The organism is Candidatus Limnocylindrales bacterium (assembly GCA_035571835.1).
GTDB lineage: Bacteria > Desulfobacterota > Binatia > UBA1149 > CAITLU01 > DATNBU01.
This window is the reverse complement of the sequence record DATNBU010000013.1, coordinates 1-13708: the sequence shown is the minus strand read 5'-3', so window position 1 is coordinate 13708 and position 13708 is coordinate 1. Positions and strand designations below refer to the sequence as shown.

Sequence of the window (13708 nt, the reverse complement as noted above, 5' to 3'; positions counted from 1 at the left end):
TCGTCCTGTGGACTGCCGCGGACGAAGCCGCCGGCAGCTCAGCTCGCGTAGTGGCGGCCCGGATAGATCGGGAACCGGCGGCAGAGCGCTTCGACGTCGCGTGCGACAGCGGCCAGCGAAGCCGCATCGTCGGGCGATGCCAGGCCGCGCGCGATGAAAGCGGCGATCTCGCGCATCTCGGTCTGCCCCATTCCTCGCGTCGTCACCGCCGGCGTCCCGATGCGCACCCCGGACGTCACGAACGGCGAGCGCGGATCGAACGGAACGGTGTTGCGATTGGTCGTGATGCGCGCGAGGTCGAGACTTTCCTGCGCTTTCTTTCCGGTGATCTCCGTGTCGCGGAAATCGATGAGCATCAGGTGGTTGTCGGTGCCGCCCGAAACGAGGCGAAAGCCCGCTTCCATCAGCGCCTGCGCGAGCGCGGCGGCGTTCTCGATGATGTTTTCCTGGTATGTACGAAATTCCGGACGCAGCGCCTCGCGGAACGCGACCGCTTTTCCCGCGATCACGTGCATCAGTGGTCCGCCCTGGTTTCCCGGGAAGATCGACGAGTCGATCTTCTTCGCGTGCTCGGCCTTGCAGAGGATCATCCCTCCACGCGGCCCGCGCAGCGTCTTGTGCGTCGTCGTCGTGACGAAATCGCAGTGCGGGACCGGCGACGGATGCAGGCCGGCAACGACCAGCCCCGCCACATGCGCGATGTCGGCCATCAGCAGCGCGCCGACTTCGTCCGCAATGCTGCGGAACGCGGCGAAATCGAGAATCCGCGGATACGCGCTGTGCCCCGAGACGATCATCTTCGGGCGGTGCTGGCGCGCCAGCGCGCGCACTTCGTCGTAATCGATGCGATGGTCGCCCTCGCCCACACCATAAGGGACGACCTGGAAGAAACGGCCGGAGAAATTGACCGGGCTGCCGTGCGTGAGGTGCCCGCCGTGCGAAAGATTCATCGCAAGGATGGTGTCGCCCGGCGCGAGGTTCGCGAAGTACACGGCCATGTTCGCCTGCGATCCGGAATGGGGCTGCACGTTGACGTGCTCGGCTCCGAACAGTTCTTTGGCGCGCGAGATCGCGAGTTCCTCGGCAACGTCGACGAATTCGCAGCCGCCATAGTAGCGGCGCCCCGGATAACCCTCGGCGTATTTGTTCGTCAGCACCGAGCCGACCGCTTCGAGGACGGCTTCGCTGACCGCGTTTTCCGATGCGATCAGCTCGAGGTTGAGCTCCTGCCTGCGCCCTTCCGCGCAGATGGCAGCAAAAATCTCCGGGTCGCTTCGCTCCAGAACATTCACGGCGTTCTTCCTTGCGGTCATCCTCGCGGAGTGGTCTCGCGAGTCCCTTCGAGGCTGCGGATCTTGTCGAGTCGCCGCTCGTGGCGCCCGCCTTCGAACCGGCTGTTTACCCAAGTCCTCACAATGTCGCGAATCAGCCGGTCGCCGAGCAGCCCGCCGCCGAGAACCAGCACGTTCGCGTCGTTGTGCTGGCGCGACATCGCGGCAGTCGTCACGTCGTGTACGAGAGCAGCCCGCACGCCGTCGACCTTGTTGGCGGCAATCGACATGCCGATGCCGGTGCCGCACAGAAGCACGCCGCGGTCGGCCTCTCCAGCGGACACGCCGCGAGCAACGCGCTCGGCGTAATCGGGGTAATCGACGGATGCGGAATCGTTCGGGCCGAGGTCGACTGCCTCGATCCCGCAGGACCGCAGCTCGTCGAGCACCACGGCCTTGGCCGCGATTGCCGCGTGGTCGCTTGCGACCACGAACTTCTGCGCGGCGGCCTTGCCATCCCGAGTGACCGCGGTAGCGGTCTTGCTGTCTGGGGTGGCCGCCGCGGCGGTCATCTACTTTCGGTTGTCGATGAAATCGACGATGTCCTGGACGGTGCGGATCTTCTCGGCGTCCTCGTCGGAGATCTCCAGGCCGTATTCTTCTTCGAGCGCCATGATCAGCTGGACGATGTCCAGCGAGTCGGCCCCGAGATCCTCGAGGAACGACGAATCGGGCGTGACCTGGGAAGGATCGAGCGTGAGCTGGTCGCAGATGATCTCGACGACTCGTTCGGTTGCAGACATCGGAACATCTCCCATTCTACGTTGCGGAAGACCGGCCGAAGCCTCCCGAAAGGCGGGTTCATACAAAGGCCACTACCCGCTTGCAAGGCGCCCGCAGTGCAGAAATTCGCGGTATTCCGCGGGCAAATCTGCCGCAATACTCGCGGCGACGGAGTGGTCTAGGCTTCCGCGGTTTCGATGACGCGACGGCCGTCGTAGTTGCCGCACGCGCGGCATGCACGATGCGGAATCGTGCGCTCTCCGCAGTTCGCGCACGCGACCAGCTGGATCGGGGTCAGGAAGTCATGGGCGCGGCGCATGTTCTTCTTCGACTTGGATGTTCTTCTCTTCGGAACCGGCATCTTCGTACTCCTCGAACTTTCTTGCTCAGACTTTCGGTAACTCGATCGCTCGCAGGGGACGAACCCTGCCGGTTTCCGGGCACGTGCACTTCTCCCGGTTGAGATTGGCGCCACAACCCGCACACAGGCCCATGCATTCCTCGCTGCACAGCGGCAGCGATTCGAACGACAGCAGCGCCTGTTCGCGCACCAGCGGACTCAGATCGAGATCGTCACCGCTGTAGTGATCGACCCCTTCGTCGTCTTCCGCGTCGTCATCCCTGGCCACGCGGGGCAGGATGACGAACCGGAACTCGCGGTGCAGGGGCCGCTCGAACTCTTCGAGGCAGCGCGCGCAGGTCTCGCGAACCTCGCCGTCGATGCTGCCCTGGAAATGAACGTCGTGCCCGGTCCGGTAAATCTCCGCGACGACAGCCAGATCCCTGCAAAAATGCTGGTCGTCGGCCCCGGGACTCGCGTTCACCTGCGTGTTGAGCTCGTCAGCCGGTTCGAAAAACTCGAGCTGCCGGACCTCTTCCTTGAGGTCTGGGACCCTGATGATCACGACATGCCCCTTCCCAACCCGGCCGACCGGACCACCGCCTGTGCTCGCTGTGTCCGAGGCGCGAACAGGATCAGTTAGCGAAAGCAGCCCGCAGAGGCAACGCGACGACGGCGCGCGAGGAATGCGGGCGGTTCTTACGGCGGGACGCTCGAGCGGGACTCCTCAGCCGTCGCCGGGCTCGGCGTCCTCGCGGCCCGTTTTCGCAAGAGAATTCTCGAGGCGGCGCACGCGACGCAGAAGCTCCGGCAGGCGCAGCAGCGCGCTTGCCGTACGCCGCCACAGGGCGATTTCGACCGCCGGCATGCCCGCCACGGTGGTACCCGCCCGCACGTCCGAAATGATCCCGGCGCGCGCCGCGATGCGCACGTCGTCGCCCACGCGAAGATGCCCGGCAAAGCCCGCCTGGCCGCCGGCCATCACGCGTTCCCCGATGCGCGTGCTGCCGGCCATGCCGCATTGCCCGGCGAGCATGGTCCCTGCCCCGATGCGGCTGCCGTGGCCGACCATCACGAGGTTGTCGAGCTTGACGCCGCGTCCGAGGACAGTGTCGCCGACGGTCGCCCGGTCGACCGTCGTATTCGCGCCGAGCTCCACGTGGTCTTCTAGACGAACGCCGCCGATCTGCGGGATGGACTTCGGAACATCGCTTCCGGACGGGAGAAATCCGAACCCGTCGCCTCCGACGATCGCCCCGGGCTGCAACACGACATCGTCGCCGATGGTCACGCCTTCACGGACCACGCTCCCCGCATGAGCCGTGAAACGACGGCCGATTCGGACCGAAGCATAAACCACTACGTGAGGATGCAGCACGCTGTCGTCGCCGACCACGCTGTCGTCGCCGATGACCACGAAGGCTCCGATCGAAACCCGCTCGCCGAGCCTGGCGCTGGGTGCGATCACCGATGTCGGATGGATTCCCGGCAACGGTCGCCGGCGGCGATCGAACAGCGCGAGCGCATGCGCGAATGCGGAATACGGGTCGCGGGCACGCAGGGCCGCCCGTCCGCAGGCATCTTCTCCGATAGCCAGGATGACGGCCGATGCCTTGGTCGTACGCAGCAGAGGCCGATACCGGGGAGCGGCAACGAACGTCAGGTCCCCTTCGGCAGCGTCCTCGATCGGAGCGAGCGAACGGATGTCGATCGCCTCGTCGCCAGGGCGGCCATCGAGCTCGAGATCGAGTCGATGCGCGATCTCGTCGAGCCGCATGCGGGATTTTTGCCTTTCATCCGCTGCTCCGCAACTATCGCGGATTCCGCAGCGCCGGCTCAGCCGCCCATCCCGCAAAGGACACACGCGTGAACGTTCTCAAACTCGGCCTCCCCAAGGGCAGCCTCGAGCAGACCACGATCGATCTGATGAAGAAGTCCGGCTGGCGCGTGACCACCAGCTCGCGCAGCTACTTCCCGAACATCGACGATCCCGAGCTGGCGTGCTCACTGGTGCGCGCCCAGGAGATGGCCCGCTACGTCGAGCTCGGCTCGCTCGACTGCGGTGTGACCGGCAAGGACTGGATCGCCGAGAATTCTTCGGACGTCGAGGTCATCTGCGACCTCGTCTATTCGAAGGCCTCGTTCCGGCCGACGCGCTGGGTGCTCGCCGTGCCCGCCGAGTCTCCGATCCGGCGCGCCGAAGACCTCGCGGGCAAGCGGATCTCCACCGAGCTCGTCGGTTTTACCAGGCGCTATTTTGCCGAACGCAACGTTCCGGTCAGTGTCGAGTTTTCCTGGGGTGCAACCGAAGCCAAGGTCGCAGCCGGCCTTTGCGACGCAATCGTCGAGGTTACCGAAACCGGCAGCACGCTGCGCGCCAACGGCCTCGTCATCATCGCCGACCTGATGGAGTCGAACCCGCAGCTCATCGCGAACCGGGCCGCGCTCGCCGATCCGTTCAAGCGCGGCAAGATCGACCAGATCTCGATCCTGCTGCAGGGCGCGCTCAAGGCGGAAGCCCAGGTCGGGCTGAAAATGAACGTTCCTCGTGAGCGCGTCGGCGAGGTGATTGCGTTGCTGCCGTCGATTACGGGGCCGACGGTCGCCAATCTCTACGAGAAAGACTGGCTGTCGATCGAAGTCGTAATCGCCGAGAAGGTCGTGCGCGACCTGATCCCCCGGCTCGTCTCTGCAGGAGCCGAGGGAATCATCGAGTATCCGCTCAACAAGGTGCTCTGAGCCAAGCCGAAGATGCTCGGCCCGAAGCCGAAGATGCTCGGCCCTGGGCCGACCTCGCGATCGACGGTCAGTTGGTCGATCGCACCGCGCGCACGAACTTCGAAGTCGTCTTCAGGTCCGAAGCCGGAGCACCGGTGTTGAACGTAATGACGTACGCACCGGTGGTCGGTGACGTTACCGACGAGTTCGACCAGTAAAAGCCCGAGCGGTTGGGCAGGAAGAGTGCGTCCTGAACGCACGGCGCCGCTCCGCATCCCGGCGACAGGATCGTGATCGTCTTGAGCTCGTCGATGGTCGGAACACGCCAGTCGCAATGACTGGCGTAGCAGCCCGAGGTCGAGAACGATGGCGAGCCGGTGGTAACGCCGTTGAGCTTGAGCAGGAAGTCCGTGTAGAGCGTTCCGGACATCACGCTGCCGCTGGCGGCCCATGTGTACGTATTGTCGACGTCGTGCGGGTCGGCGAGGTTCGCCGTAGCGTCGGAGTTCCCCTTCTTTTCCCACTCGAGCTCGGTCTGGTGATCGAGGATCGTGGTGCCCGTATCCTCGAATCGGGTCGCATGGCAGCCGGTCGTCACGAACGTGCAGCCCGGGCCGCATGCCAGCGTGCCGTTGAAGAATCCTTCGGACGCGCACGTCGCGCCGCCGAGATTTCCGATATCGCAGTCCTCGCCGGCGTCGATCGCGCCATCACCGCATTCGCCGGTAGGTCCCAGCGTGGTGGTGGTCGTCGTGGTGGTCGTCGTCGAACCGGAAAGAATGAATGCGACGGTGGCCTCGTAGTCGTCGCTGAGGGTGATGATCTGATTCACATCCCCCTCGCTGTTACACACACCCGCCGGATCCTCGAGATTGGCGAACTTGCTCAGTATCTTCTCTGAACACTTCGTAAAGTCCGGCGGCAGGTTTTTCAGAATACTGGTCGCATCCGCCTTGAGACGGCACGAAGCATACGAAGCAACCGCCTTGAGCTGGCCGGATTCGCATTTCGCATCGGGGGGGACCGCAGCGGCGGCGTCGATGGCGGCAAGACCGAACACGGAAATCGCGATAATTCTCGATGAAAGCTTCATTCTGGTTCTCCGTTGGCTGAGGCCCGAGTTCGGTCGGGAAGGCCATGCAGAAGCCTAGGCCCCGAACGGTCTACTGACAAGACCGGTTTTTCGGTACATCAAAGGATCGACAAAGGATCGACTCGACTTTGCCGCTGAGAGCGTCCCCTTTGACCGCATAAGACCGCCTGTCGCTGCCGGCGCTGGCGATGCGTTCAGGCTGCATGACGCTGGCGGAAACTGTCCCATGTGCGGGAGAGGCCACTGTCGAAATCGACCAGCACGCGGTACCCGAGACGGTCGATTGCCGGTCCGATATCGGCCAGGCTCTTTTTGACATCGCCGGCGCGGGACTCGAGGTGGCGGCGCTCGAGCGGCCGTCCGAGCGCGCGCTCGAGCGCTTCGACGATCTCGATCAGGGTGTAACTTCCACCACAGGCGATGTTGAAGACCTCGCCCGCCACTCCATCCACGGTTGCGGCCAGCAGGTTCGCCGAGACGACGTTGTCCACGTAGGTGAAATCGCGCGACTGGAGCCCGTCGCCGTGAATCTCGAGCGCTTCGCCGCGCATCGCCCAGCGCATGAATTTCGGGATCACCGCGGCATATGCAGAATCCGGCCGCTGGTTCTCGCCGAACACGTTGAAATAACGCAGCGCCACCGTCTCCAGCCCGTACACCCGCCAGAACACACGCGTATAGCTTTCGGCCGCCTGCTTGGTGACGGCGTACGGCGAGACGGGATCGGTCGCCATGCCCACGCGCTTCGGAATCTCCGTGTTGGCTCCGTAGACCGACGATGACGAAGAAAAGACCACCCGCTGCACGCCGGCGTCGCGCGCGGCCACGAGGACGTTGAGCGTGCCGTTGATGTTGACGTCGTTGCTGGTCTTCGGGTCTTCGACCGAGCGCGGCACCGAGCCGAGCGCACCGAGATGCAGCACGTACGTCACACCCCTGGTCGCACCGGCGACCGCGTCGCCGTCGCGCAGGTCGCCGCGCACGATCTCGATGCGGCCGGCATGCGGAGCCAGGTTGCTCTCGAGACCGGTCGCAAAATTGTCGAACACGCGCACCGCTTCGCCGCGGCGGACGAGCTCGGCGACGATGTGCGAGCCGATGAAACCGGCGCCGCCGGTGACCAGCCAGGTCGCGCTCAGGAGCGTGTCCTCGGCGTCCGGTCGCCCGCGAGCCTTACCCAGTGCGCTTCGGACGGAGGAACCCGCTCGGTCGCCGGCATGCGATCGAGCACGTTGAACTTGAAGATGAACCAGAATGCGGCGACGCCGTCGCGCCACGTGATCTTCTTGCCGGCGTCGTAGTCGCGGCCCCAGTACGAGATCGGAACTTCGAAGATCCTGCATCGCATCTGCGCAACACGCGCCGTGACCTCGGGCTCGAAGCCGAAGCGATCGGTGGTCAGGCGCATGCGCTGGACAACCTCGCGGCGAAAAACCTTGTAGCCGGTTTCCATGTCCGTGAGGTTCAGGTTGGTCATCACGTTGGACAGCAGCGTCAGGAACTGGTTGCCGAGCTGGTGCCAGAAGAACAGCACGCGGTGCGGGCCGCCGAGAAAGCGCGAGCCGTAGACGACGTCGGCCACGCCTTGGAGAATCGGCTCGAGCAGGACCGGGTACTCCATGGGGTCGTATTCCATGTCGGCGTCCTGCACGACGACGACGTCGCCGGTCGCAGCCGCGAGCGCCGTCCGGATCGCCGCACCCTTTCCGCGGTTGATCTCGTGGAAATAGACCTTGAGCGACGGGTCGTCGGCCGCGATCTTCTTCAGCAGGTCGCGCGTGCCATCCTTCGAGCAGTCGTCAACGAGGATGATCTCGCTTTTGACGGGAACGGCGCGAACTCGCGCGATCACGTTCTCCACGGTGTGGAGCTCGTTGTAGCAGGGTATCAGCACCGATACGGTGAACTCGTTGTCGCTTGCCATTGAAACCTTCGCTCCGCTCATGCCTTGTCCAGTTGCCTTTCAAACACCTTTTGCCCGCCGCAGGCCGGCGGCAGCCGCCCTGCACCGCCGCCCGTGTCACCCCACCTGTTGGCGAATCGAACGAGACCGATCAGGAAGCCCGCTGCCCAGCTCTGGTGAATCAGCACGAGCGCGAGCCACAGTCGCGCTCTCGCCGCAGCGCCCCGCGCGCCCGAAACGGCAACGACGCCGATCAAACCGGCGTACAATGCCACGGCTGCAAGACCGATCCAGAGCGCAGGCCGCCAGACGACGATTCCGCCGAGAACGAGCACAACGACGCCGGCCTGGAACAGCGGCGGAACGAAATGCCGGATGCTCATCTGGCGCGGATGCTTCTGCAGCACGCGCACTTTCCAGACCCCGTACTGCCGAAACTGGCTCGCGAGCGCCTTCCACGATTCGCGGTTCTGGTAGATCGAGCGCATCACCGGAGAGACCACGATCCGGCCTCCGGCCTTGCGGATGCGGTAGCTCAGCTCGTCGTCCTGATTGCGGACGAATTCCTCGTCGAACAGGCCCACTTCCTCGAATACGCGCCGCGGCCACATCCCCATGTAGACCGTGTCGCATTCGACCTCGCCGGTGGCGAAATGAAACGTCGCGCCGATGCCGAATCGCGACGCCATCGCCGCCGCGATCGCATCGCCGACGGGGCTGCCGCCGCGGCAGATCATCGGACCGCCGACGTTGCTCGCTCCGGTGCGCGCGAGCAGCTCGATGCCGCGCCGAAGGTAGTCGGGCTCGATCATCGTGTGCGCATCGATGCGTGCGATCACGTCGCCACGTGCCGCCGCAATCGCCAGGTTGAGGCCGGTCGGCACGATCAGGCCGGGGTTTGCGAGGACCCGCACCCGCGGGTCGCGTTTCGCGAGGTCGGCCAGCATCTGCGGCGACGAGTCCGTCGACATTCCGTCGGTGACGATGACCTCCATGCGGTCGGCCGGGTAATCCTGCGCCAGCACGCTTCCGAGACAGCGTGCGATCCACGCCTCTTCGTTGCGCATCGGAATGATCACGCTGACGAACGGAAGCACGGAGGAGGACGAACCTGTGCCGGCACCCGTCATGCGTGCACCCCGGCGACGGCCTGCTCGTAGACTCGCGTCGTCGCCCGCACCATGGCGTCGATCGAAAAACGCTCCGCCGTGCTCTTGCGAGCGCTGGCCCCGAGCTCACGCGCCACGTCCGGCGCACCCGCCAGCTCGAGCGATGCGCTCGCAACGGCAGCAGCATCGCCGGGCTCGACGAGAATGCCCGAGCGGCGATCGTCGATGACTTCGGGCGTGCCGCCGACGCGCGTCGCGATCACGGCGAGGCCTGCCGCCATGGCTTCGAGCACGACGTTCGGCGTGCCCTCCCAGTCGGACGTCAGCCAGAACTGGTCGAGGCCGGCAAAGAGCTGCGGAATGTCGCTGCGCGTTCCGGGCAGTGAGACCGCATGATCGAGGCTGCGCCGCGCAATCTCGGCCTTCCAGTGATCACGCAGCGAGCCGTCTCCGACGATTTCGAAGCGGGCGTCGGGGCGGCGGGCCAGAACCATTTCCGCGGCGTCGAGGAACATCCCGAGGTTCTTCTGGCGCTCGAGGCGGCCGACCGTGCCGATGCGCAGCCCTTCGTGCGCCCGCCTCTCGACGAAGAACCGGGCCGTATCGACGCCGTTCAGCACCACTGCCGTGCGCTCGGCCGGTGCGCCGTAGTAGCTCGCCGCGTAGCGTGCCATCTCGCGCGAGTTGCACAGCACGCGCGACGACGCGCGAAAGGCGGCGCGCAGCACCGCGCGCCGGACCGGGTTCGGCTCCGGCTTGCAGTTGCGTGCCGACGTCACGAGGCGCACTCCGGCAAGGCCGCGGGTTGCGAGATAGGAATATCCGCTCGCAAGGAAGAGGAACGCGTGGACGACCTCGATGCGGTCCGCAGCAAGCGCGCGCCTGAGCGCGAGCACGCGTCCGACGTCGAAGCTGCCGCGCGACGCGAACACACGCACCCGGATTCCCGCCTCGCGCAGACGGCTTGCGTACGGCTCGTCGCTTTCGGACAGGCAGTACACGACCGGATCGGCGAGCTTCGATTGCGAAAGCCCGCGCGCAAGCTCGAACAGCTGTCCTTCGGCGCCGCCATATGTGAGTTGTCCGATCACCAGCCCGATCCGCCTGCGCACGTTGCTGCGCTCGCCGGCCGGCTCGCGGCCCGCGCCGAGATCGAGCCCGCCGGTGCCGATCCGCGTTCCGTTGATACGGTCCGTCGCTGTGTCGGCCGGCGGCATCGTTCCTCAGACCCGCAGGATGTGGTCTCCGTCGATGCCCTTGAATGCGTTGCGCGTGTCGATCAGCAGCTTGGACGCCGACGCGATGGCCGGACGGTCGAATGCCGTGTGATCGGTCAGCAGCAGCACGGCATCGGCTGCGGCCAGCGCCGCGGCCGCAGGCTCGACGCTCTTCAACTTGTTGCCGCGCAGCTCGATCTCCGGGACGAACGGATCCGAATACGTGATCTTTGCGCCTTTGGCGGCGAGCAGCGTCATCACATCGAGCGCCGGCGACTCGCGCACGTCGTCGACGTCGCGCTTGTACGCCACGCCGAGCGCCAGAATGCTCGACCCCTTGAGCGACTTGCGACGGTCGTTGAGCGCATCGCTGACCTTCTGCGCCACGAACTCCGGCTTCTGCGCATTGATCTGGCCGGCGAGCTCGATGAAGCGCGGCTCGAATCCCTCCGCCCTCGCCTTCCATGTCAGATAGAGCGGATCGACCGGGATGCAGTGCCCTCCGAGCCCGGGGCCCGGATAGAACGGCATGAATCCGAACGGCTTGGTCGCAGCGGCGTCGATCACTTCCCACACGTCGATTCCGAGATGGGCGCACATCATCGCCATCTCGTTGGCGAGCGCGATGTTGACGCTGCGGAACGTGTTCTCGAGCAGCTTGACCATCTCGGCGACGCGCGGCGAGCTGACCATGACGACCTGGTCGATGCAGCGCCCGTAGAGCGCACGCGCCGCGCGGCTCGCGAGAGGCGTGCAGCCGCCGACGACCTTCGGAATCCGCCGCGTGTCGAACAGCTTGTTGCCCGGATCGGTGCGCTCGGGCGAGAACGCGACTTCGACGTCGCGTCCGGGCTCGAGCCCGACGGAACGCAGCCGCGGCAGCACGATCTCGTCGGTCGTGCCCGGATACGTCGTGCTTTCGAGGATCAGCAGCTGGCCGGGCCGCATGTGCGGAAGCAGGCTGTCGATCGCGCTGATCACGAACGACAGGTCGGGCTCGCGCGTCTTGCGCAGCGGCGTCGGCACGCAGATGTTGATCGTGTCGAGCCCCGAGACCGCCGCAAAGTCGGTGGTCGCGTCGAGAAGCCCCTTGTTGACGAGCGCGTCGACGCGCTCGCTCGGAACGTCGAGGATGTACGAACGTCCGGCGTTGATCGCGTCGACCTTCTTCTTCGACACGTCGATGCCGGTGACGTGCAGGCCCGAATGCGCGAGCTCGACAGCCAGCGGCAGGCCCACGTAGCCGAGCCCGACCACGGCCGCGCGCGCCGTTCCGTCCTGGATCTTCTTTTCAAGCTCATTCGTCATCGATCACTCCGTCCTGTCGGTCGATTCGTCGCCTTCGTTTCCAGCGCCGCCCGGCGCCGGCGCGGTGCGTACGGCTTCGACGTCGCCGGCACGCAACGCGCGCCGCGGCTCGAAATCGTAGAGTACGCTGTAGGACCCCACGCGCTGCTCCGCGTACCGCACACCTTTCGTCTTCAGCAGGTCGAGCATCGCCAGGTGCTGGCGTTTGGCCGTCTGGTCGTCGCGGAACACGTAACAGATCGAGTCGGTTGCCTCGATCCGGTCGTCGTAGGCCGGATACCGGTCTTTCTGCAGCGGCGAAATCACGACCCTTTCCCCGCCCGCAAAGACGACGTGGTAAAGCGGTGACGCGCTATAACAGGCACGGATGCCGCGGTCATCCAGCCATCGCACGAGCACCTCGCCTCGGTCGTCGTCGGCAGCCGGCGGCATCATGGCCGCATCGACCCAGCCCGTGAGATGAAACAGCAGTACCGCGGCAAGGCCGGCCGTCATCCAGGCCCTGCGGACGCCGGTCAGGCGCGTGACCAGCGCGGCAGCGAGGATCGCGGCCAGCGGGTAAGCCGGGAGCATGTACCTGGGACTCACGTAGCCGACGACGAACGTGATGACGAGGAACAGCGCAAGCAGCGGATCCGAGCCGATCGCCGACCAGCCGCCCGGCCCGCGGCGCGGGCGCGCAGCGACCAGTGCGATGGCAAAGACCACGAGCGGCAGCACGAATAGCCGCCTGCGAAGCGGCGCCAGCGGCCCGCCTGCCCGTGCCTCCTCGCTCATGCCGAGCCGCTCCACGTCGGCGCCCGGCGGCACCCCGAACACGATGCCGAGCTTGTCGAGCCCGTCGCCGAGCGCTGCGATGCGCTTTTCGAACCCCCTCCTCGCCCACGCATCGTCGCGTTCGCTCGCCTCGACGCGATTCATCACCAGCGCCTTGCGAGCGAGCGATCGCACCGTCGCGAGCGGATGCACGACGTTGTAGCCGATGAGAAGGCACGAACCGAGAACGAGACCGATGGCGGCCTCTTTCCAGCCGCGGCGATCCTCCCGATCCAGCAGCAGGAGAAAAGCCATCGCCGCGAGATAGGCACCGACGAGCTGGTTGACCCACAGCGCGACTCCCGCAGCGAGCCCGAGCGCAAACGCGGTTGCCGGATCGCGCCGGCGATAGAGATAGAACGACCAGAACAGCAGCATCACGACGAACAGCAGGAAGACGTGCTCGACGAAGCCGCCTCGCGCCTTGAGGTTCCACTGCAGGAAGTACATCGGCGCAACCGCGACGAGCGCGGTTGCCCAGCGCGCCACGGCCACCGAATGAAAGCGGTACGCGAAGCGGTAGACGACGACTCCGAGCGCGATCGAGAACACCAGCGGCACCGCACGAAGCGATGTCAGGCCTACGCCGAAGAGCGCGAAGAACAGCGCCGCCACGTAGGCTTCGAGCGCGCCGAGATATGACTGGCCGTAGAAGAACACCGGCAGCGCATGCTGCTCGAGGATGTGCTTGCCCATCAGCCCGACGATTCCCTCGTCGGCGAGGTAGACGTCGACGTCGCCGCCGCTGACGAGCCGGTAGTGCGTCAGCATCCAGATCCGCCACGCGAGGCCGAGGGCCACGAGGCTGTAGAACAACGTTCGATTCACGGCTTGTCTTTTACTGGAGGTAGCCGAGCGACCTCAGCTGGTCCCTTGCCTTCGCGTCGAGCACGACCGGCTGGATGCCTTCCTTGCGCGCGCGCTGGTCGAAATGGTGCCAGTGCTGATCGAGCCAGTCGCGAAGCCCCGTCATCAGTGATTCGGCGGGCGCGGAGCCGGGCGCGAGCGATGCGTGCTCACCGGGATCGGCCGCGAGGTCATAGGTTTCGACGGACCGGCGCTGGAACTGATGGATGATCTTCTTGCGCTCGTCGATGCGCGCGACCTGCACGTTGCGCGTGCCGGTGCGGTAGAGCTCGGCCTCGACTGC

Annotated in this window: 15 protein-coding genes; 1 reads left to right on the top strand and 14 read right to left on the bottom strand. The window is 65.6% G+C overall.

The annotated features are described in order from the left end of the window. Positions 1-38 precede the first annotated feature (38 nt). The 6 genes from glyA to lpxD form a co-directional block, all read right to left on the bottom strand. Positions 39-1292: a serine hydroxymethyltransferase gene (gene glyA, locus VN634_05630; protein HXC50347.1), complete on the bottom strand. Its 1254-nt coding sequence runs from the start codon at positions 1290-1292 to the stop codon at positions 39-41. A 17-nt stretch (positions 1293-1309) separates the two neighbouring features. After that, on the bottom strand, positions 1310-1843 hold the full coding sequence (gene rpiB / locus VN634_05625; protein ID HXC50346.1) for a ribose 5-phosphate isomerase B: 534 nt from the start codon (positions 1841-1843) through the stop codon (positions 1310-1312). Continuing rightward, complete coding sequence (acpP, locus tag VN634_05620) at positions 1844-2074, bottom strand: acyl carrier protein (GenBank protein HXC50345.1); 231 nt, start codon at positions 2072-2074, stop codon at positions 1844-1846. 158 nt (positions 2075-2232) lie between these two features. Beyond that, complete coding sequence (rpmF, locus tag VN634_05615) at positions 2233-2415, bottom strand: 50S ribosomal protein L32 (GenBank protein ID HXC50344.1); 183 nt, start codon at positions 2413-2415, stop codon at positions 2233-2235. 25 nt (positions 2416-2440) lie between these two features. Continuing rightward, entirely contained in the window at positions 2441-2959 is a 519-nt protein-coding gene (locus tag VN634_05610) for a DUF177 domain-containing protein (protein ID HXC50343.1), read from the bottom strand. Between the two features lie 162 nt (positions 2960-3121). After that, on the bottom strand, positions 3122-4171 hold the full coding sequence (gene lpxD, locus VN634_05605; GenBank protein ID HXC50342.1) for a UDP-3-O-(3-hydroxymyristoyl)glucosamine N-acyltransferase: 1050 nt from the start codon (positions 4169-4171) through the stop codon (positions 3122-3124). Positions 4172-4260: 89 nt separating this feature from the next. Here lpxD and hisG point away from each other — a divergent pair, with 89 nt between their 5' ends. Further along, the gene (gene hisG, locus VN634_05600; GenBank protein HXC50341.1) at positions 4261-5133 is read left to right on the top strand and encodes an ATP phosphoribosyltransferase; all 873 of its coding nucleotides are present in this window, start codon (positions 4261-4263) and stop codon (positions 5131-5133) included. Positions 5134-5200: 67 nt separating this feature from the next. Here hisG and VN634_05595 read toward each other — a convergent pair whose 3' ends face one another. The 8 genes from VN634_05595 to VN634_05560 form a co-directional block, all read right to left on the bottom strand. Beyond that, the gene (locus tag VN634_05595) at positions 5201-6205 is read right to left on the bottom strand and encodes a DUF1566 domain-containing protein (GenBank protein HXC50340.1); all 1005 of its coding nucleotides are present in this window, start codon (positions 6203-6205) and stop codon (positions 5201-5203) included. A gap of 194 nt (positions 6206-6399) precedes the next feature. Beyond that, entirely contained in the window at positions 6400-7329 is a 930-nt protein-coding gene (locus tag VN634_05590) for an NAD-dependent epimerase/dehydratase family protein (GenBank protein ID HXC50339.1), read from the bottom strand. 11 nt (positions 7330-7340) lie between these two features. Further along, positions 7341-8129 (bottom strand): glycosyltransferase family 2 protein, encoded by a 789-nt coding sequence (locus VN634_05585; GenBank protein ID HXC50338.1) that lies wholly within the window; start codon positions 8127-8129, stop codon positions 7341-7343. A gap of 17 nt (positions 8130-8146) precedes the next feature. Then, positions 8147-9238, bottom strand: a complete 1092-nt coding sequence (locus VN634_05580) for a glycosyltransferase family 2 protein (GenBank protein ID HXC50337.1) — start codon at positions 9236-9238, stop codon at positions 8147-8149. Continuing rightward, positions 9235-10434, bottom strand: a complete 1200-nt coding sequence (locus VN634_05575; protein ID HXC50336.1) for a glycosyltransferase — start codon at positions 10432-10434, stop codon at positions 9235-9237. Before VN634_05575 ends, VN634_05580 begins: the two co-directional genes overlap by 4 nt. A 6-nt stretch (positions 10435-10440) precedes the next feature. Further along, positions 10441-11742 carry a nucleotide sugar dehydrogenase gene (locus VN634_05570; protein HXC50335.1) on the bottom strand — a complete coding sequence of 434 codons (1302 nt, stop codon included), beginning with the start codon at positions 11740-11742 and terminating at the stop codon, positions 10441-10443. A gap of 3 nt (positions 11743-11745) precedes the next feature. Beyond that, positions 11746-13386, bottom strand: coding sequence for a glycosyltransferase family 39 protein (locus VN634_05565; protein ID HXC50334.1), 1641 nt, complete (start codon positions 13384-13386; stop codon positions 11746-11748). Between the two features lie 10 nt (positions 13387-13396). Beyond that, on the bottom strand, positions 13397-13708 hold a 312-nt coding region (locus tag VN634_05560), incomplete at its 5' end, for a hypothetical protein (GenBank protein HXC50333.1).